Below are 19558 nucleotides of genomic sequence, written 5' to 3'. Positions count from 1 at the left end.
CTTTTGCTCACATAAAGTTACTACAAACAATCCACATCCGCTACCACTGTCACGGCTTTCAACCCCTTGTCACTCAGCAGCTCATTGATTTTGTCCAGGATAAACACCTTGGCGGCTTTGGGACTGATGGTGCGTTCGAGCTTGATCAGAATCGTGTACAGATACTGGTTGCGAATTCGCTCGACCAGCGGCACTTCCGGCCCCAGCACCCGCGCTTCGCCCAGCTTCTCGGTCAGTTGGGCCACCAGCCGCTGGGCCGCGTTCTGACTGACGCTCTGCTCGGCGTGCCGGACCGTTAGTTTGATGAGCCGCGAAAAAGGCGGATAGTTGTAGTTTTCCCGCTCCACAATTTCTTCTTCAAACAGTCCCCGGTAATCGTTTTCCAGAATTTTGAGCAAAACCGCCTGCTGCGGATTGCTGGTTTGAATCAGCACTTTCCCCCGCCGGTCGGCCCGGCGTCCGGCGCGGCCACTCACCTGCGTAATCATCTGAAACGCCCGCTCGATGGCCCGGAATTCGGGGTAGTGAATCATCCGGTCGGAGTCGAAAATGCCGACCAGGCTGACATTGCCGAAATCCAGCCCCTTGCTGATCATCTGCGTTCCGACCAGAATATCGACGTTGCCGCCCTCAAACTCCGAAATAATCTGCTGATAGGCATTCTTGGCCCGCGTCGTGTCCAAGTCCATCCGCTGAATCCGGGCTTCTGGAAACACAATCTGGAGCTGATCTTCCAGCTTTTCGGTCCCAAACCCGATCGTCCGCACCTTGAACGAACCGCAGGCCGGGCAGCTTTTCGGCACCGGATCTTTGTGTCCGCAATAGTGGCAACGCATTTCGGCATCACGCATATGGTAAGTCAGGCTGACGTCGCAGTTGGGACACCGGCCCGTCCATTCGCAGTCTTCACATTGCAGATAGGGCGAGTAGCCGCGCCGGTTTTGAAACAGGATGCTCTGCTCCTTGCGCTCCAGATTTTGCCGCAACTGGTCGAGCAAGACCGACGAAAACTCGTTTTTCATCTTCTTCTGCTGCTTTTCCAGCCGCGTATTCACCAACACAATGTCGGGTAGCATGGCGTCGCCGTAGCGTTGCAGCAGTTCAACAAAACCGTAGCGGCCCTGCTGCGCGTGGTAGTAACTTTCGATGGAGGGCGTGGCCGAACCCAACAGCACCTTGGCTTTCTGCCAGTGGGCAATCATCATGGCCACGTCGCGGGCGTGGTAGCGCGGGGCCGGGTCGTGCTGTTTGTAGGACGTTTCGTGTTCTTCGTCCACGATGATCAGCCCGAGGTTATCGAACGGCAGAAAAACCGCCGAGCGAACGCCCACCACAAACTGGTATTGCCCATCCACAATGCCCTTCCAGACTTCCACCCGTTCGTTGTCCGAGAATTTGGAGTGGTAAATCCCCATTTTATCGCCAAAAACCTTCTTCAGCCGGACCACGATCTGGGTGGTCAGCGCAATTTCGGGCAGCAGATACAACACCTGCGAACCACTCTCCAGCGCGTTTTGAATGAGGTTGATGTAGACTTCCGTTTTGCCGCTTCCGGTAATGCCGTGCAGCAGAACAATATCTTTTTCGTTGAACTGACTGATGACGTCGTCGCAGGCTTTCTGCTGAATGTCAGTCAGTTTCACCTCCACATTTTGCATATCCTCGTCGCCAAATCGCGGAACGATGATTTCGAATGTTTCGAAAACGTGGTTTTTGATCAGCGTTTGCAGCGACGACTGCGACACCTCATCGTCCTGATTCAGAATGGTTTTATCGAGTCCTTTGCGGTTGAGGGTCGGATTGTTCAAAACCGGCACGTAGCTCAGGTATTTCATGACCACTTCCTGCTGCTTCGGCGACTTTTCCAGTCCGTTAATCAGATTCAGCATCACGTCCCGGTTTTCGTATTTCTCCGTCAGCCGGACTTTCCGCACCATCTTCGGCACGTACTTTTCCCGCACTTCGTCGAAAACGATCACCGCCCGTTTGCCCACCAAAAGTTTTATCGTACCCGGCACGTTGGTCTCCCCCACCAGCCGACCCAGTTCTTCATACGACAGCGACGAATGCTTTTTGAGCTCGTCCAGCAAGCGAACTTCGTCATCCGTCAACAGTTCGGGGTAGTCAAAATCCGGGTTATACTGCACTTTCGACTGGCTCGTAATCTTCAGTCCCGACGGCAGGGCCACGTTCAGCACATCGCCGATGTTGCAGAGGTAATATTCAGCCATCCAGGCAAATAGCTCCAGTTGATAGCTGGTAATCAGCGGGTATTCGTCCAGCAATTCGAGGATGTATTTGGCCTGATAAGCATTCGGGGGCTGGTGGTGAATGTTCTTTACCACCGCCGTGTAGACCCGGTTTTTGCCAAACGGCACAATCACCCGCGCGCCCACTTTCAGTCGTTCCACCAGGTCGCGCGGCACGCGGTAGGTAAAGAGTTTTGGAATCGGAACGGGGATGATCAGGTCAGCGAAATAGGTAGTCTCTTCGTCGAAAGCAAATGTCTGGGGCAGCGGTTGCACAATGGGTACGGCTTTATTTCGTATAGCAAGTTAGCAATTGCCGCGGCACTTTTACACTCAACATCCATCATTTGACAGTTATCATTCCTTTCCATCCGCTTATCCACTATCCCAAAGGATACCGGTATCCTTTGGGATAGTGCTATCTTTTGCATAGTGATCCGCCGTACTTTTACAGCCGAACAAACGACGCTTTTCGGCCCGTTCGGAAGCCGATCGCATTTAACCAAAGGAAGATCATGAATGCAAAAACGAAACGAATTATCACCATCCTGTTTACGGTTATCGCCAGTGGCATGGTCATTCTCAGCGGTGTTATGAAACTGATGGGGGGCACCGAAATCGTAAAAGCCATGACCAACGCGGGCGTAGGCCCCTACATCCCGGTGCTGGGCATCATGGAGATTGCTTTTGCCGGCCTGTTCCTCTATCCCAAAACCATGAAGCTGGGCTTCGTGCTGCTGTGCTGTTATTTTGCCGGGGCTATGGCCACGGAACTCTCCCACGGTGGGCCGCTCGCCGGGGCGGTTATGGTGATGGTGCTGGTCTGGATAGCGGCTTTCCTGCGCGACAAAACCGTCTTTTTCCCAATCACCAGCCGGGAAGGGATTTGAGGAGCTTTTAACCCGATTAGCAGCCGAAACGCCAGACTGAAAACCGCAGTCTGGCGTTTCGGCTGCTAATCGGGATTAATTCAAGCTTTAAAGATTCTGCTGTTTGAACTCGTTCCGCAGCGATTCCGGATCCCAGCCGTCTTCGACATCTTTCAGCCAGCGGTCTTTTTCGTCGGAACTGAGCAGGTCTTCCAGTTCGCGAATACGCTGTCTGGCACTGCTGAAATACTGCTTCCGGTCGTGCCGGACAGCAGCCAGCCCCGCCAGGGCTTTTTCATCGTGTTTCAGGAATAACCGGGCCGCCCGCTGCGACTGGTAGGCCCGAAACCCGAGTAAGGTCATGGCATCGACGCCCATCCGGAGCGAACTGTCGACGGTTTCGCGGTAGATGTGCGTCAACCCCGCATCCATCAGATCGTAGGTATCTTCCCGGTCGCTGGCCCGCACCAGAACTTTCAAATGGGGAAAGTGTTTCTTGACGGTTTCGACCAGTTCCAGCGATTTTTCCGCCGAATCCAGGGCAATAATCATCAGTTTGGCATCCTCCGCGCCGGCCGATTTCAGCAGGTCATAGCGGGACGCATCGCCGTAGTAGACTTTCATGCCCAGTTTCCGCAACGTATCGACGCGATCTGAATCAAAATCCAGCACCGTGGTTCCGATGTTGTTGGCCCGCAAAAACCGCCCGACGATGTTGCCGTACCGCCCGAAGCCCGCGACGATCACCGCGTTCTTTTCGTCAATCGTATCGGGCTCTTTTTCAACCACTTCCTTCGTACCGATTCGCGGCAGCAACAGTTTTTCATTGGCCAGAAAAACCAGCGGAGTCAGCCCCATGCTGATGGCCACCACCGCCGTCATCAGATCCACCGTCTCCTTCGCCAGAATACCGTTTTGCGACGCGAAGGAAAACAGCACGAAGGCAAACTCGCCCACCTGGCAAAGTCCCAGCGAAAACAGCAGATTCTGATCGGTTTTTAATCGAAAGATCTTCCCTAACACCGCCAGAACCAGCGCTTTGGCAACCATCACCGCCAACACGATGCCGACCACCAGCAGCGGATTTTCGGCAATCAGTTCAAAATTGATGGCGGCCCCAACGGAGATGAAAAACAATCCCAGCAACAGTCCTTTGAACGGGTCAATGTCACTTTCCAGTTCGTGTTTATACTCACTGTTGGCCAACACCACCCCCGCGACGAAAGCGCCCAGGGCCGGGCTGAGTCCCACCATTTCCATCAAAACCGAAATGCCCGCCACCATCAGCAAGGCCGTAGCAATGAAAACTTCCCGCATACCGGTTCGGGCGATGATGCGAAAAACCGGCTGCATGACGTAGCGGCCCATCAGCACCAGCCCCAGCACCGCGCTCACGACCACAATGGGTCGCAACCAGCCCGGCAGACCGTCGATGAACGCAACGTGTTCGTGCTCATTGGCACTAACCGGGAGTGGATAGGTGGCCAGCAGCGGCATGATGGCCAGAATGGGAATGACGGCGATGTCCTGAAACAGCAAAACCGCAAACGTGTTTTGCCCGGCGGCCGTTTGCATCAACCCTTTTTCGTTCAGCGTTTGCAGCACGATGGCGGTGGACGACATCGCCAGAATCATGCCCAGCGCCAGCGACGGCTGCCACGGCAAACCGGTCGTCAGCGCCAGTCCGCTCGTCAGCAGGGCCGTCAGCAGCACCTGCAAACCGCCCAGACCCAACACCGGCATGCGCAGTTTCCACAGCCGCTCGGGTTCGAGTTCCAGTCCCACCAGAAACAGCATGATGATGACGCCGAACTCGGCGAAGTGCATGATGTCATGGCCCTCTTCGCCCACCAGCCCCAGCACGGCGGGGCCGATCATGACCCCGGCGATCAGGTAGCCCAGCACCGAGCCCAGGCCAAGCCGTTTGGCAATCGGAACAAAAAACACACCCGAAGCCAGGTAAACAATGGCCTGAATAAGTACGGATTGATTCATAAGGTTTTAATCGACGAGTAATTCATTCAAATACCGACGCGTTTTGGCGTCTTCGAGGTTAATTTGGTCAGTCGTCAGCATCGTCAGCAGACTTTTATACTGACTCGCATACCGGCGCATTTCGGGTTCGGAAAGCCGGTGGGTGCCGTGGACGACGAAGGGCGGCAGGTAAATCATCTTGCACAAATACGCCGTTTGATCGAAGGGAGCCAGAAATTGCTGCATGGTGAAGCGGTTATAGCCGCCTTCTTCGTAGGCTTCGTGGCGCCCGCCGGTGGTTAGCACGTTCAGTATTTTTTTGCCCACCAGCGCCCTGCCTTCCCGCCCATACGCCCAGCCGTGTTCGAGCACCAGGTCTTCCCATTGTTTCACGATAGCGGGGGAACTGTACCAGTAAAACGGATGATGCAGGAGGATGTAATCATGATCCAGTAGCAACTGCTGCTCCCGGTCCACGTCGATGTCAAAATCCGGGTATTCTTCGTAGAGGTCGTTGACAGTGACGCCCTCCACCGAGTGGCAGGCTTCCAGCAACAGCCGGTTGGTGCGGGATTTTTCTAAAGCGGGATGCGCAAAAAGGATCAATACGGACGACATGCGATTCGGAAAAAAGATGGACTCAGACCACCCGCGCGACCGGTTTACCAGTCCGGCACAAAAGGGCTGTCTACTCAAATTTAAGCCAAATCTAAAGAAATAAAAACCGATGGGGAGCGCGGGCAACTTCCCACAGACCGCTTCAACCAACGGAATCCCGGCGATTTCGGGGAAATTATCCGGCGAATCAGAACTTCTTTGGCTAATTTTGGTATTCTTTATTTGTCCATCTGATCCAACTTGCTCAACGGGCAACGCTATATGTACGACGTGATTATCATTGGCGGAGGGCCTTGCGGTCTGGCGGCCGCTATCGAAGCTTCCAAAGCCGGACTGAGCCATCTGATTCTGGAAAAAGGCAGCCTGACTGAATCCATCCGCCGGTATCCGAAAATGATGCGGTTTTTCTCGACGGCCGAAAACATCGAGATCGGCGGCATTCCGTTTCCGATTGCGGGCGTGAAAGCCAACCGCACCGAAGCCTTGCAGTATTACCGGAAAGTAGCCGGTTATTTTAAGCTGAATTTCAAGCTGTTCACGGAAGTCAAGCACATCACCCGGTATCAACCACCCCAGGAAGAAGACAAGGAATCGGTAGACCTGTTTACGGTTTTCACGACCAACGACCGCACCTATCAGGCGCACAAAATCATTCTGGCGACGGGTTATTTCGACAAACCCCGCACGCTGGCGATTCCGGGGGAGGATTTGCCGCATGTCAGCCATTATTACGACGAACCGTTTCAGTATTCCTACACCAACGTCGTTATCATCGGCGCGTCGAACTCGGCAGTGGAAGCGGCTCTGGAACTGTACCGGGCCGATGCCCACGTGACGATTGTTCACCGGGCCGATGATTTCCGGAAAACCGTTAAATACTGGCTGGTGCCTGATGTTAAAAACCGGGTCAAGGAAGGAAAAATTCACACCCGCTTTAGCACCTCCGTAAACCGCATCGAACCCGGAAAAGTGTGTCTGACTCAGTTGGAAACCGGTGAAGAAAGCGAACTGCCCGCCGATTTTGTGCTCATGCTGACCGGCTACATTCCTGATGCCGACCTGCTGAAAGAGTGTGGCGTTGCGCTGAACCCCGAAACCCAGGTGCCGACCTACGACAAGGAAACCTTCGAAACCAACGTACCGGGTCTGTACGTCTGCGGCACGGTGATGGCCGGGATTTACACCGAAAAAGTGTTCATCGAAAACGGCCGCGACCACGCCAAGGCGATTATCGACCACATCACGGGCAAGCCGGTGCGGAAAGTAGCGGAGTTGATTGAGCGGATTTGAGTAGGGGTTTCTTCGAAAACCCCTATTCAACACCAGCCTCAGGAAGCACAATTTTAAACGTAGTACCTTGATTCGGAACGCTTTCGAACGAGATTTTTCCCGCGTGGGCTTCCACAATCTGCTTGGTGATGGAAAGGCCCAGCCCGAACGACTCTTCGCCGGACGTTCCCTTCCGTTTCGATTCGGTGAAGACATCGAAAATTTTGCTCCCCACCTCCGGCGGTATGCCAATCCCCTCGTCCTTGACGATAAGTTGAACGGATTCCCGTGTTTTTTCAATCGCTATTTCAATAACCGACCCTTCTGGACTGAATTTGATCGCGTTGGAAATCAGGTTGCTAACCACCCGCCACATCTTTTCATAGTTGAGCCAAAGCACGGCGGGCTGGAGATTCAACCGGATGTACTGCTGCTTGTCGGCAGCCCGCAGGGCCAGCATATCGGCACAATGTTGCACCAGATCGGCCAGGTTCACCTCTTCTTTTGCGAAATGTTTTTCCGACGTGCCGCTCATGTGCAGCAGGTTGTTGACCAGTTCCAGGGAGTTGGTGCCAGAGTCTTTGATCAGCTTTAGAAAACCCCGGTCCTCTTCGGCCCGGTTGTCATCGTCCAGCATCAGTTCGGCCATCGACGACATGGCTCCGATCGGGTTGCGCAGGTCGTGGGCCACAATTTTCATCAGCCGGGCATTTTCCCGCTGGCTGTTCTCCAGAGCCGAAAGCGCCTGCTGCATCTGGCTGTTGAGTTCCGTCAGGTTCTTCACGTTGGCGCGGGAGCGGTGATAGGAAAGCCAGATGACGAACGCCAGACACAGGGCCATTCCCAGAAAAACCGACAACCCGATCACATACGTGTTCTGCAATTCACTGTTTTTCTCCAGCAACGAAAGCCGGTATTTCTGGTCGTGCTCCCGAAGCACCTGGTCGATGTCAACATTCTTCAACCCGTTGCTCAGATGGTCCAGCGAGTCGCGGTAGGCATGGTATTTTTTTGAAAACCGGTAGGCGCCGGCCAGATCGCCCACCTTGTCGTAATACTGCCATTTCAACTGGTACCAGCTTTCCCAGATTTCCCCATGCGAAATGCTCTTGCCGCGACCCGATGCCAGATCGGATTCCAGTTCATCGAGCAATGACTTCGCCTTGGGCAAACGGTTATGCCCGATGTATAATTTGACCAGCTTGGTTTTGCCCGTCTGGGCGTCTTCAATCGAAAAGCCGGGCCGGTCATTGAGCCGGATGTTCGTCTGCAAGTGTTTTTCGGCTTCCTCAAACCGGTTCAATCGCCCATACGCCCCTCCTAAATTTCCCTCAACGACGGCGCGGGCGGTGGTAATGAAATCCTGTTTGTGCGGATGCTGTTTGAAACTCTCTTTGATAAACGCCAGGGCGCGGTTGTAATAGAAGATAGCCGAATCGGACCGGCCTGTTTTTTCGAAACACAGCGCAATCGAATTGAGCGCGCTCTGGCGTTGAATAAAACTGTATTGAAAAACCGGATTAGAACACGAGCTTACCTCCCGGTAGGCCTGTTTAAAATACGGAATAGCCTGCTGATATTGCTCCTGTCGGTAGCGGATAACTCCCAGGGCATTGCTGAAATCACTCAGGCTGCAATTGTCCAGACTTCCCTTCGAAAAATTGCGCCCATCGTAATACACTTTAAAAGCGTGGTTATACTTTTTCTCTTCCTGCAAGAGATTAGCCATCGTATACAGGGTGTGGGCATATTCATACGGGTAAGTCGTTTCCTTGCTTTTCAGGATGGTAAACATGCTGTCGATATACAGCCTTCTGTTTACAAAATCTTGTTTGTAATAGGTATAGTAGGTTGCTTTTACCTTGTATTTTTTCCACAAATCGCCAATACCGGGTTTGCGTCGGGCATTATAAGCCGAGTCCACATAGTGCAGGGCTAAAGCCGGATTCGTACCGTCCATGAGGTTGGTGGCGCGTTCGGCCGTGCTGTCGGCCCAAGCAATGTGGTCAGCGTGTTGGTTGGGAGATGTTTCGCAGGCTATCGCTAATCCTAAAATAACTACAATAAAAAGGGTATATGTTTTTATCATACTTTCTATACACGTTGAGCACGCTAATCGCTATCAAACTACTCATATTTTTTTGGTAATTAAAATAGATTTTTTTCTGATTACAATAAAACGAGATACCAATTACGCGGGTAAACAGACAAATTCCATGTCTGTTTACCTACCGTATTCTACCAAAAAACAGCTTCGGCATTTGAATGAAACAATCGACCTTTATAGATATTTTAAGCCGGAATCTTGATGAGTCGCTACGGTTTTTCCGGCCCGGTTTTTTCCAGATCGAGGTAATCTTTCAAACGTCCTTCCGTATCGTAGACTTTAAAATTCAGATGACCGTCGGCCAGCGTCAGGGTGCTGTAGTGGTAGCCCCGGAACGCTTTGGCCGTAAACCACGGCCGGGTGGGCGCAAAATCCTCCAGATTGCCGCCCGCTCCACCGACCTGAATGTAGGTAATGCCCTTTTTGCGGTTTACTTTCCCTTCCCGCAGCGGCAGGGTCCGGTGGTAGGTGTGCAAATGGCCGTAGAACACCAGATCGACGCCGTATTTTTCGTACAACGGAATGATTTTCCGGATTTGAACATCGCCCATGTCCGTAGATCGCGTCCAGGCATTGCCATAGTCATCTTCATCCGGCGAATAGGGCGCGTGGTGGTGGGCCACGAATTTCCAGCGGGCGGTCGATTTTTTCAATTGCGTTTCCAGCCACTCATATTGCTTGCCTCCGGGCGCAAAATCCTTCTCTTCGTTGCTGTTGAGCATGAAAAATTCCGCGTCGCCATACCGGAAACTGTAGTACGCTTTCGGTTCGGGCAGCGCGTGGTATTGCTTATACCAGTATAAATCACCTTCACCATTGCCCGGAACCGGAAAAAACGGAACGCGGCCCGAAAGTTGCCGGTTGCCGGTAAAAAATTCGTAGTTCCATTCAAATTTATACGGCTGTTCCCCCCCGTCGGTGAGGTCGCCCACGTGAAGCACAAAGTTGGGTCGCTCATCCCACAGCAGCCCCGCAACGCGGTTGTTGACGTGCGGCCGCGCTTCCGTGTCACCGATCACCCCAAACGTAAAAGCCTCGCCTGCCTTCACGGCGGTGCTGAACGTCAGAATGCCCGACGAAATGGTTTCGCCGGTTTTCGACTTCGCTTCGATTTCGTAAAAATAGGGCGTTCCCGGTTTCAAATCTTTCAGAACGGCTTCCTGAATGTAACTATGGACTTTCCCTTCATTGTGGGTTTTGCCCTCTGTCAGCGGAACCGTTACGGTATGAGTCAACGGCTGCCGGTCGCCGTAGCGAATCACGGCAGACGCCGGTCGGTCGGTTTCCCAAACCAGCCGAATGCTTTCCTGCTGCACTCCATTCAGATACGGTCCGGCGTTGAAATGAAACAGATCCGGGTACAACCGCCCATCTTCAACCAACTGCTGTAGTTCTGCAAACCGGCCAACGATGGCTTGCTCCGTCAGAGCCGCGTTGTGAATCCGAACATTTTTGACGAGATCACCCCATTGCATATATGGTTCACGACGCAGGTAAGCCGCCATTTCGAGTTGCAGCGAGTCGGTTCCGGAAGCAGTCAGGGAAGCCTGCGGGATTTCGCCGATTTTTTTGCCGTTCAGATACAATTGCAGGCTGGTTCCGTCGTAGCTACCAACCAGGTGGCTCCAGCGTTTTTTCCAGCCTCTTTCCTGCACCGTTCGCAGGATGGACGCCTTGGTTGTCGTTTCCGTTCCGCCCCTGGGTTGTTTTTTTTCGACTGTAAACTGCGACAACTCATCGGGCTTGAGCGAAAACAGCATCGTCTGTCCGTAACAACCGAGCAGCCAGCTTCCCTGATCGGGCCGTTGCCGGCTCCGAAGCGTTACCAGCGCGCCAACGGGTTCATTGACGTGATTGAGCAGCCAGAGTTCAACGGCAAACGCCTTTCCGGACAGGGCAACGGCGGGCAGCAGGCTGGTGATGCGCTCCGTCGGTTTTTCTCCGAAAAAAGTGAGAGCGGGCGTTTCGACCGCAGCCGCCACCACCGGTGTGGTTGGGGCTTCTTTCCGGGGGCCAGGATAGTTTCGGGCGTTTCGTTCCAGCGTATAATCGGGCCAGAACCACCAGTCGCCCAGAACGGTTTTCGGAGCAGGTTGCGCCAGAGCGGCAAAAACAGGAAGGAGCGTAAAGGCCAGCAGGGCCAATCCGAACGGTTTACGAAGCGGTTGTTTCATTCGTTAAAAATAGGGATTTATCGGATTACGGCGGTGTTAAGAAATTGGGTAGTTTGGGGTATGAAAACGATTTCGTTCAATAAAACCGGGTCGACGGGCTGCCGAAAATGTTTTAAATAGTGCAATTTTGCAGAGATAACGTTATTACCCAACTATGACCCGCTTACTCCTTTTCATATTCCTGCTGGCCGTTCGTCTTTCCTTCGCCCAAATCCCCGCTCCCCAACTGGTTAAACCGAATCCACGCTGGCAAACGGACTTCTGGAAAGCGCAGTGGATCGGTCACCCGACGGCCCCGATCCGGGCGTATGGCGTCTATCATTTCCGCAAGAGCTTCGATCTGGCCCAGAAACCGGGTCGCTTCGTCATCAACGTATCGGGCGATAACCGCTACCGACTGTTTGTCAATGGGAAAGCCGTGATTTCCGGCCCCGCCCGCAGCGATCTGCAAAACTGGAATTACGAAACCGTCGACATCGCCCCGTATCTGAATGCGGGTAAAAATACCCTGGCCGCCGTGGTGACTTACATGGCCGAATACGCCCCGTTTGCCCAGATGCACTACCAGTTTGGGTTTATCGTACAGGGCGATGGTGAGGCCGAACAGGTGGTCAATACCAACAACACCTGGAAAATCCACCAGAATCCGGCCTACTCGCCGGTGATCAACGACATCCCGAAACTGCGGACGTACATTGTCATGGGTGCGGGCGACCGGGTCGAAGCAGCCAAGTATCCCTGGGGCTGGGAAGAACCGGCGTTTGACGATGCGGCCTGGACACTCGCCAAACCGATCGGCTGGCCCGCCAAACCGCGGGGTCTGGGGACGGACGGCAACTGGAATCTGGTGGCGCGCACCATCCCGTTCATGGAAGAAACTCCGCAACGACTGGCCACGGTTCGGCGGTCGGAAGGCGTTGATGTCGATGATGATTTTTTGCAGGGGAAAAACTCGTTTACCGTTCACCGCAACTCGAAAGCCGTCATCCTCTGCGATCAGGGTCATCTGACCAACGCGTTTCCCGAACTGACCGTCAGCCGGGGGAAAGACGCCGTCATTACGCTGGGCTACGCCGAAGCGATGGTGGACGATAAGCGGCAGAAAGGCAACCGCAACCAGGTGGAAGGCAAGCAGTTGATCGGGTTTGAAGATCAGTTCATCGGTGACGGCAGCAAGCAGAAACGCACCTTCCGCCCGCTGCTGTTCCGGACCTACCGGTATTTGCAAATCACGATCGAAACCAAAGGCGAACCGCTGGAAGTTCACGATTTGACGGGTCATTTTACGGGCTATCCGTTTCAGGAAAAAGCCCGGTTTGCCAGCAGCGACGAAAGCCTGAAACCCATCTGGAACGTCGGCTGGCGGACGGCGCGGCTTTGTGCCGGCGAAACGTATTACGATTGCCCCTACTACGAGCAATTACAGTACACCGGCGACACGCGCATTCAGTCGTTCATTTCGCTGTATGTAACCGGCGACGACCGGCTGATGCGGAAAGCCATTTCGGATTACGACCACAGCCGTTTCAACGATGGTTTGACGCAAAGCCGCTATCCCAGTGCTGATTTCCAGGTCATTCCGCCGTTTTCGCTGTATTGGGTCACGATGGTGTACGATTACTGGATGCACCGCAAAGACGATCCGTTTGTGGAATCCATGCTGCCGGGCATCACGAGCGTGCTCGACTGGCACGAAAAACGGCTGGCAACCAACGGTCTGAACGGCCCGCTGGAATGGTGGAATTTTGTCGACTGGGCGAAGTGGGATGCGCCGGAAGAAGGCATGGGCGGGGTGCCGAAGGGCGCGCGGAAAGGCGGTTCGGCCATTCTGACCTTGCAGCAAGCCTACACGATGCAGCGGATTTCGCAGGTGTTTTACCATTACGGCAAAAACCAGCAGGCCGAGCATTACCGTCTGGTGGGGCTCCGGCTGGCCAAAAATGTGTACGACCGCTGCTGGGATGCGGGCCGGGGCCTGATGGCCGACACGCCCGACAAAACCGGCTTCAGCCAGCACGCCAACATCTGGGCGATTTTGACCGATGCCGTGCCAGTGGCGCAGCAAAAAGCACTGATGCAGAAAGTGATGAGTGATCCAAATTTGATTCAGGCAACCTTTTACTTCAAATTCTATCTGTTTCAGGCTTTGAAAAAAACCGGGATGGCCGATCAATTTCTGCCGATGCTGAAACCGTGGCACGACATGCTGGCGATGGGCCTGACGACCTTTGCCGAAAATCCCGAACCCACCCGCTCCGACTGCCATGCCTGGAGTGCGGCCCCGAATTACGAGTTTCTGTCGACGGTTTGCGGAATCAATCCGGCGTCGCCCGGTTTTGAAACCGTTGTGATTACCCCCTATCTCGGTAACCTTCAATTTGCGGAAGGCGCTATGCCACACCCGGCGGGGGAAATTGCCGTACGGTTCGACAAAACACCCACCGGCGGCTTGAAAGGCACCGTCACCCTGCCCGACGGACTGACCGGAACCTTGAAATGGAAAGGGAAAACGGTGGTTTTGAAAGAAGGAGAGCAGATGATTAGTTTGTAAACCAAGCGTCATTCTTCCTACAGATCAATCAGCCCACGATTTTAATCGTGGGTCTAAACAGAAACAACCGCCGTACTGGCAACCGTTTTAACGGTTTTAGGAGCTTAAAAAACCGTTGAAACGGTTGCATAGAATTCTCTTTTCGCTCAACCCACGGTTTTAACCGTGGGCTGTTAAACGATATACACACCAATTCAAAATTCATTCACTTCTTCTTCCGCTCAAAAATCCGGACATCTTCGATGGTTTTCACCAACCGATAATGCCGGTCAATGTAGGTTTTGATGGCGGGAAAGTTTTCAAATTCAAAGGCCTCATCGGCAAACATGGAGATTCTCGGCGTCATCGCATCGACGAACAGAAGCGGTTGATTCCGTTCCAGATCGCTCAGAAATTCCTTCATGCGGAAAGGCTGGGTCGAGGTCGGGTAATACACCCAGAAGGTGTCGGACGCCCGGTAGCCCATCGGCCGACGCGCGTACACATGAAGCCGGTCGACATACCCCCAAACAACCAGACCGTCGTCTGGTTGGCTCCGTCGCTGAATTTCAGCCGAAACAGCCTGGAACAAAGGCTCGCCGGGATGAATAGGGAGCGGTTTTCGGAAAAAACCGTTTACCGAAGCCTGCACGACAACCAGACTTAAACTGATGCCTACCCATTTCCAGTAAACGCCGTGGATCTCGTACAAAACCGCGAGCAGAAACAGGCCCGGGAAAACCAGAAAAAGAAGGTAATGGGTGTAGTTGTTGCCCGCCTGCAGAGCGGCATAGAAGCTAGCCACCAGCCAGAACGCCCCCAACCAAAGCCGTTCCGTTTGATCAGTTGATCGGAAAACCGGGCGACGAACCAGACGCCAGACGCCCAGCAGAATGCCCCCAAAAACACCAACCCAAAAGAGGCCAAGCTGGTAGGAATGAAACAAATAACGGACAACGCGGACCGGCGAAAACCGGTCGCCGGTTGATAAGGCGGAATACTGGGTGGTATAGGAATAGACGAAATAATTGCTGAAATAATCACCCCAGAACGAATCGAGGTCGCCCCGGCTGCCGTAGTAGAGCAACAGCAGCAGAACCGGCATCAAAGCCCCACCAACCAAACCGGGGATGGCAGTCCATCGCCGGGCCTGGTAGAGTTTCCAGAGGCAAAACAGACCGAATACTACACCCATCGGCACGGTTTGAAATTTCACAAATGGCAGACACCCCAGCCAGAAACCGAGGGCGAGCACAGAACCCATCGAGCGGATGTTAAGGTTCAAAATCCAGAAAAGCCCGGTGATTAGCCAGAGATTTCCCATGATTTCGGTATTGTAACTCGCAAAGTCGTGATTAAAAACCGTACTGATGATCAGGATGGGGAACCAGACCAGCACGACCGCCGTTTCTTCAGCCAGGTATTTTTTCAGAATTCGCCAGAAAAGCCAGAGTGTCAGGCACCACAGCAACACTCCCATGAAGTCGGTGATGCGGTAATTGAGCGGAATGCCCACCAGCTCGGCGATGGCCAGCGGCAGAACAGCCAGCGGCCGGCCATCCGAATAGTTGAGCAGCGTCGACAGCGGATCTCCGGCCTGGCCAACCGTCAGGGCCGTAGCAATCCAGGTGCTGGTATCCACATTTTGCTCCCGATTCGGGGCGTAGAGCAACCGAATTCCGATGAATAGCAGGAACGAAATGCCCAGGATGCTCCGCCCCGAAAGCCGGGGCCGGGAGTCCGGAGACCGGACTTTCCACCCGAGCAGAAGACTCCAGCCTATGAGCAGAAAAATACCAAAAAGCCGGAAAGGAAGCGAATAGAGAAGGTTTTCCATCAACGCATCACCGTAAAAAGGGAACTCCCGAAAGGAGGAGTGCGGAAAAAGCGGTTTTCGACCGTCAGCCAGTTGAAAATCAATTCATTCATCCACAACGGCGGCAATTTCACATCGGATTGAACGGACGGGGAAGGGCTCAGACGCTGCCCCAGAAGCTGCGCTTTGCGGAGCAGCCAGATCGGTGCGGTCAGACCGAAATTCCAGTATTCCAACTGTTCAATCGAAAAACCCGCTTGCGGAGCGAATCGGGCAAACTCCGCTTTTACAAACCGCCGGATGATGTTCAGCGCGATATCATGCGTGCCCCGCAAAGCCGGAAAAGCGTTGTTGTTACTGATGAAAATTCCACCGGGGCGAAGTCGTTTCCGAAAACTGTCCAGAACCGCCAGGAGTTCTTCGTCCCTGAAGTAACAAAGCACATCGTTGCAGATGATGACATCGAACGTTTCTCCGGGATGGAAGGACACAAGCGCCCGCAAATCATGCAGTTCAACGGCCACCTGCCGTTCGCGGGCGAAGGCAACCGCATCGACCGACGCATCGAAGCCCGCGATCTGTGCATAACCCGCCTGACGCAACGCGTCCAGCAACCCGCCCGTTCCGCAACCGGCATCCAGAATATGAATAGACTGATTACCCGGAAAATGGGATTGAATTTGTTGGATAACTTTTTGGTGTAAAATGCGATACCACCAGAGTTTACGCTCCACTTGGAACATACTTTCGTACTCGTCCCGGTTTCCGATCATAGTTGAAATGTTCCGATTTTACCACGTATTGCGGCAGTCCGCTTTGCATCATAAAAAGGCGACCGACGTACTCGCCAAGCAGCCCCATCCCAAAGAGCTGAATCCCGCCGATCAGGCAAATCGTTACCCACAGCAAATGATCTTTTGCGGGCCAGTGCAGCGTCAGCAACGAACCGACGGTTTCGGCCAGACCCGCAACCATACTCAGCGCAATCATGAAAATACCCAGCGTGGTCAGCAGGCGCAGTGGCTGAACCGAATAGCCGAAAAAGATGGTCAGAAAGAGCGAAATCAGTCGCTGGAAGGTATAGTTCGAATCGCCTTCCTGGCGTTTATGGTGTTGCACGATTACCCGGCCAATGTTGCGGGTGGTCCGGAAAATCAGGCCGTCCAGATACGGATACGGGCCATTGTACTGAATGATTTCCTGCACCACTTCCTGACGGATCAGTTTGAAACTGGACAGATATAAATCCGACGGTTTTCGCAACAGCCAGGTGGTCAGGCGGTTTACGAGCCAGCTACCCATGTTGCGGAACAGAACGTGATTCTTTTTTTCGTATTGCGAATACACCACGTCGTAGCGGCCCTGCTGGGCTTCGCGGAGCAGTTTGATAATTTCCTGCGGAGGATTCTGGAAGTCGTCGTCGATAATTACGCAGTATTCGCCCCGGGCGTGGTTCAAGCCGCACATGACGGCCTGAAATTCACCAAAGTTTTTGCGGAGGGAGATAAACTGAACCTGCGGAAACGTCTGGGCCAGCGTTTCACAGATTTCTTCAGAAGCATCGCGACTGCCGTCGTTCACCAGCACGATCTCGAAGGAATAAGCCGCGAGTTCGTAGGTAAGGCACTCCACCAATGGAAAGATGGTGCGTTCGCTGTTATAGACCGGGATAATGACAGAGAGTAACATCAGTAAGGGGAATCATTGATGGTTTCGATAATATAATCTGCTTCGGTATCGGTCAGGACGGTATTGAGGGGCAGGCTCAACACTTCCCGGTGTAGTTGTTCGGTCAGGGGTAAATCCAGATAACGGTATTCCGTATAGGCGTCCTGCTGGTGGGGGGCCACGGGATAATGAATCACCGTGCCGATGTTTTTCTGGCGCAGATACGTCATAAAAGCCTCCCGCTGCGGGTGCCGCACCACAAACAGATGCCAGACATCCTGATTGATGGCGTCGGCGGGGGGCAATTGAAGGGAAGGATGCTGAATTCCGGCCAGATACCGGGCTGCCAGTGCTTGCCGACGCCGGTTATCCGCATCAAGGTGGACTAATTTGACGCCCAGAAATGCCGCCTGCAATTCATCCAGGCGGCTGTTCATGCCCGGAATCCGGTGAATATATTTCTGTTCGGAGCCATAGTTGCGGAGCAGCCGAATCTGATGCGCCAGTTCGTCATCATTGGTAACCACCCCGCCCGCATCGCCCAGCGCACCCAGGTTTTTGGTCGGATAAAAACTGAACGCTGCCGCGTCGGAGAGGTTCCCGGCTTTGCGGTTCTGGTACGTTGCTCCGTGGGCCTGGGCCGCGTCTTCGATCAATTTCAAGTTGTGTTTCCGGGCCAGTGCCTCAATGGGAGCCATGTCGCAGCAGCGTCCGTAGAGATGAACCACGACGATGGCACGGGTTTTTTCCGTAATCAGGGGTTCAATTTGCGGTGCCGCCAGGGTATAGGTTCGCGGATCGGGTTCAGCCCAGACCGGCGTCAGCCCCAAAGCTGTAATGGGCAGAATGGTGGCAATGTAGGTATTTGCCGGTACGATGATTTCACTCCCTTCCGGAAAATTCATGGCCTTGAAAATCAAATGGATTGCTTCCAGGCCATTGCCGACGCCAATGCAATGTTTGACGCCACAATAGGCTGCAAAACCGGTTTCAAAAGCCTCCACTTCGTGCCCCAGTACATACCAGCCCGACGACAGGACCCGACAGGCTGCGGCCTGCAGAGCTGCTGTGTGGGGCTGATTCACCTGCCTGAGGTCTAAATGCGGAATCATGGGCGGTCGAAGAAATAATCGGATGGGTCATAGCACTCGTTCGAGAGCACCAGCAGAACGGTATCTTTCGTAAACTCGTCAATAATATGCCAGTCGCCGGGTTCGATCACCAGACATTCATTCGGAACGGTGAGATGAAAATATTTCTCTTCTTCTCCGTTGGTTACGAATATCCGGCATTGGCCGGCCAGTGCAATCAAAGCATTCGACTCTTTCCGGTGGCCATGCAATGCCCGTTCCTGGGTTGGCGACTCGACGTTATAGATATAGAAAGCCCTTTTTATTTCACCGGGTAATATTTTTTCAAAAACGGTAAGATCTCCCCGCGCTGAGGAATGCGTTGCGAGTTGTATAAGTTTGGACATATTGGACAGGGTTACTCGTGCTAAATTTAATTATATTTTTCAGAATTTTGTGGTGGAAAAATGTCCGGAATACGTGAAGAGTATATCATAAGTATTTTCTGCAATAGGTCCGAGTTCTTCATAAGGTGTCATTTTTTGATGATCAAATCGGGTGTCGACTCCAGGGGCTTGTCTTACTACTATCGCAAAACCAGATGGACAAACTCCCATTATCCTCATGAAATCGACAGGCAATTGTGGCCATTGTTCAAAATTCCGCCTTTTTTCTCAGCCGTCAAACGACTTTACCCCCCGGTTTTGACACTTGCCGCAGGGATCGAACCTGAATTGCCCGCCCCCCGGACGGCTTCGTAGCGCAACGCCAGGCCTTCTCACAAAATACTGATAAACAACTGGTTTCTATTATACAGCCGCTTTCTATCCGTTTCGGTATGGCCGCGTTCATCGCGTTGGTGCCAGCCGATGGCACTGGTTCGGTCAATGCGCTGCCCTCGGCGTCGTAGCGCATTTTCGCCGTTCACCGGACAAATTTTTGACAGGCCGGTTTAAGAAGGTCCAGATTCCATCCCGAGCCCCCGTCTTGTCTGATAAGGCGTTTTTTTTCGAACCGTTAAAAGCGGAAGAAATCACGGATAGGTCCCATTTTACCGATCGTTGTTAACGAAAAAATAATGAATAAAACGAGTGGGCGGTCATGAAAAAATAAGCCATCGGGAAAGAAAATCAGGAATTTCGGCTCCCCATGTGATCAACAGGCGGTTCAGTTGTGCACCGGCGATGAAACGATATTTTTAGTTCGACTACCAA

General features: G+C 53.3%; 13 protein-coding genes. 3 read left to right on the top strand and 10 right to left on the bottom strand.

Annotation, left to right across the window (positions count from 1 at the left end):
* Nucleotides 1-20: 20 nt before the first annotated feature.
* Entirely contained in the window at nt 21-2525 is a 2505-nt protein-coding gene (gene priA / locus ACO064_RS22100; RefSeq protein ID WP_421829394.1) for a replication restart helicase PriA, read from the bottom strand.
* A gap of 239 nt (nt 2526-2764) precedes the next feature.
* Between priA and ACO064_RS22095 the strand changes: the two genes are divergently transcribed.
* Complete coding sequence (locus ACO064_RS22095; RefSeq protein WP_421829393.1) at nt 2765-3139, top strand: DoxX family protein; 375 nt, start codon at nt 2765-2767, stop codon at nt 3137-3139.
* Nucleotides 3140-3226: 87 nt separating this feature from the next.
* On the opposite strand, the gene ACO064_RS22090 is transcribed toward ACO064_RS22095, so the two are convergent.
* Together ACO064_RS22090 and ACO064_RS22085 are read right to left on the bottom strand one after the other, a co-directional pair.
* Nucleotides 3227-5113: a monovalent cation:proton antiporter-2 (CPA2) family protein gene (locus ACO064_RS22090; protein WP_421829392.1), complete on the bottom strand. Its 1887-nt coding sequence runs from the start codon at nt 5111-5113 to the stop codon at nt 3227-3229.
* A 6-nt stretch (nt 5114-5119) separates the two neighbouring features.
* Complete coding sequence (locus tag ACO064_RS22085) at nt 5120-5710, bottom strand: NAD(P)H-dependent oxidoreductase (RefSeq protein WP_421829391.1); 591 nt, start codon at nt 5708-5710, stop codon at nt 5120-5122.
* Nucleotides 5711-5971: 261 nt separating this feature from the next.
* On the opposite strand from ACO064_RS22085, the gene ACO064_RS22080 reads away from it, so the two are divergent.
* The gene (locus ACO064_RS22080; RefSeq protein WP_421829390.1) at nt 5972-7000 is read left to right on the top strand and encodes a YpdA family putative bacillithiol disulfide reductase; all 1029 of its coding nucleotides are present in this window, start codon (nt 5972-5974) and stop codon (nt 6998-7000) included.
* A 22-nt stretch (nt 7001-7022) separates the two neighbouring features.
* On the opposite strand, the gene ACO064_RS22075 is transcribed toward ACO064_RS22080, so the two are convergent.
* Nucleotides 7023-9068, bottom strand: coding sequence for a tetratricopeptide repeat-containing sensor histidine kinase (locus tag ACO064_RS22075; protein WP_421829389.1), 2046 nt, complete (start codon nt 9066-9068; stop codon nt 7023-7025).
* 227 nt (nt 9069-9295) lie between these two features.
* Nucleotides 9296-11260: a metallophosphoesterase gene (locus tag ACO064_RS22070; protein WP_421829388.1), complete on the bottom strand. Its 1965-nt coding sequence runs from the start codon at nt 11258-11260 to the stop codon at nt 9296-9298.
* Between the two features lie 154 nt (nt 11261-11414).
* Between ACO064_RS22070 and ACO064_RS22065 the strand changes: the two genes are divergently transcribed.
* Complete coding sequence (locus ACO064_RS22065) at nt 11415-13811, top strand: alpha-L-rhamnosidase C-terminal domain-containing protein (RefSeq protein ID WP_421829387.1); 2397 nt, start codon at nt 11415-11417, stop codon at nt 13809-13811.
* Between the two features lie 205 nt (nt 13812-14016).
* Here ACO064_RS22065 and ACO064_RS22060 read toward each other — a convergent pair whose 3' ends face one another.
* The 5 genes from ACO064_RS22060 to ACO064_RS22040 are packed head-to-tail and all read right to left on the bottom strand — an operon-like array spanning nt 14017 to nt 18751.
* A complete protein-coding gene (locus ACO064_RS22060) occupies nt 14017-15627 on the bottom strand; it encodes a hypothetical protein (RefSeq protein WP_421829386.1) in 1611 nt (536 codons plus the stop codon).
* Nucleotides 15627-16349, bottom strand: coding sequence for a class I SAM-dependent DNA methyltransferase (locus ACO064_RS22055; protein ID WP_421829385.1), 723 nt, complete (start codon nt 16347-16349; stop codon nt 15627-15629). Before ACO064_RS22055 ends, ACO064_RS22060 begins: the two co-directional genes overlap by 1 nt.
* Entirely contained in the window at nt 16330-17295 is a 966-nt protein-coding gene (locus ACO064_RS22050) for a glycosyltransferase family 2 protein (protein WP_421829384.1), read from the bottom strand. The genes ACO064_RS22055 and ACO064_RS22050 overlap by 20 nt, the downstream gene beginning before the upstream one ends.
* A complete protein-coding gene (locus tag ACO064_RS22045) occupies nt 17295-18386 on the bottom strand; it encodes a DegT/DnrJ/EryC1/StrS family aminotransferase (RefSeq protein ID WP_421829383.1) in 1092 nt (363 codons plus the stop codon). The genes ACO064_RS22050 and ACO064_RS22045 overlap by 1 nt, the downstream gene beginning before the upstream one ends.
* Complete coding sequence (locus ACO064_RS22040; RefSeq protein ID WP_421829382.1) at nt 18383-18751, bottom strand: sugar 3,4-ketoisomerase; 369 nt, start codon at nt 18749-18751, stop codon at nt 18383-18385. The genes ACO064_RS22045 and ACO064_RS22040 overlap by 4 nt, the downstream gene beginning before the upstream one ends.
* Nucleotides 18752-19558 lie beyond the last annotated feature (807 nt).

It is taken from the genome of Larkinella sp. (genome assembly GCF_965227735.1).
Taxonomy (GTDB): domain Bacteria; phylum Bacteroidota; class Bacteroidia; order Cytophagales; family Spirosomataceae; genus Larkinella.
The sequence above is the reverse complement of the archived record's forward strand: the minus strand, read 5'-3'. Positions and strand labels throughout refer to the sequence as shown.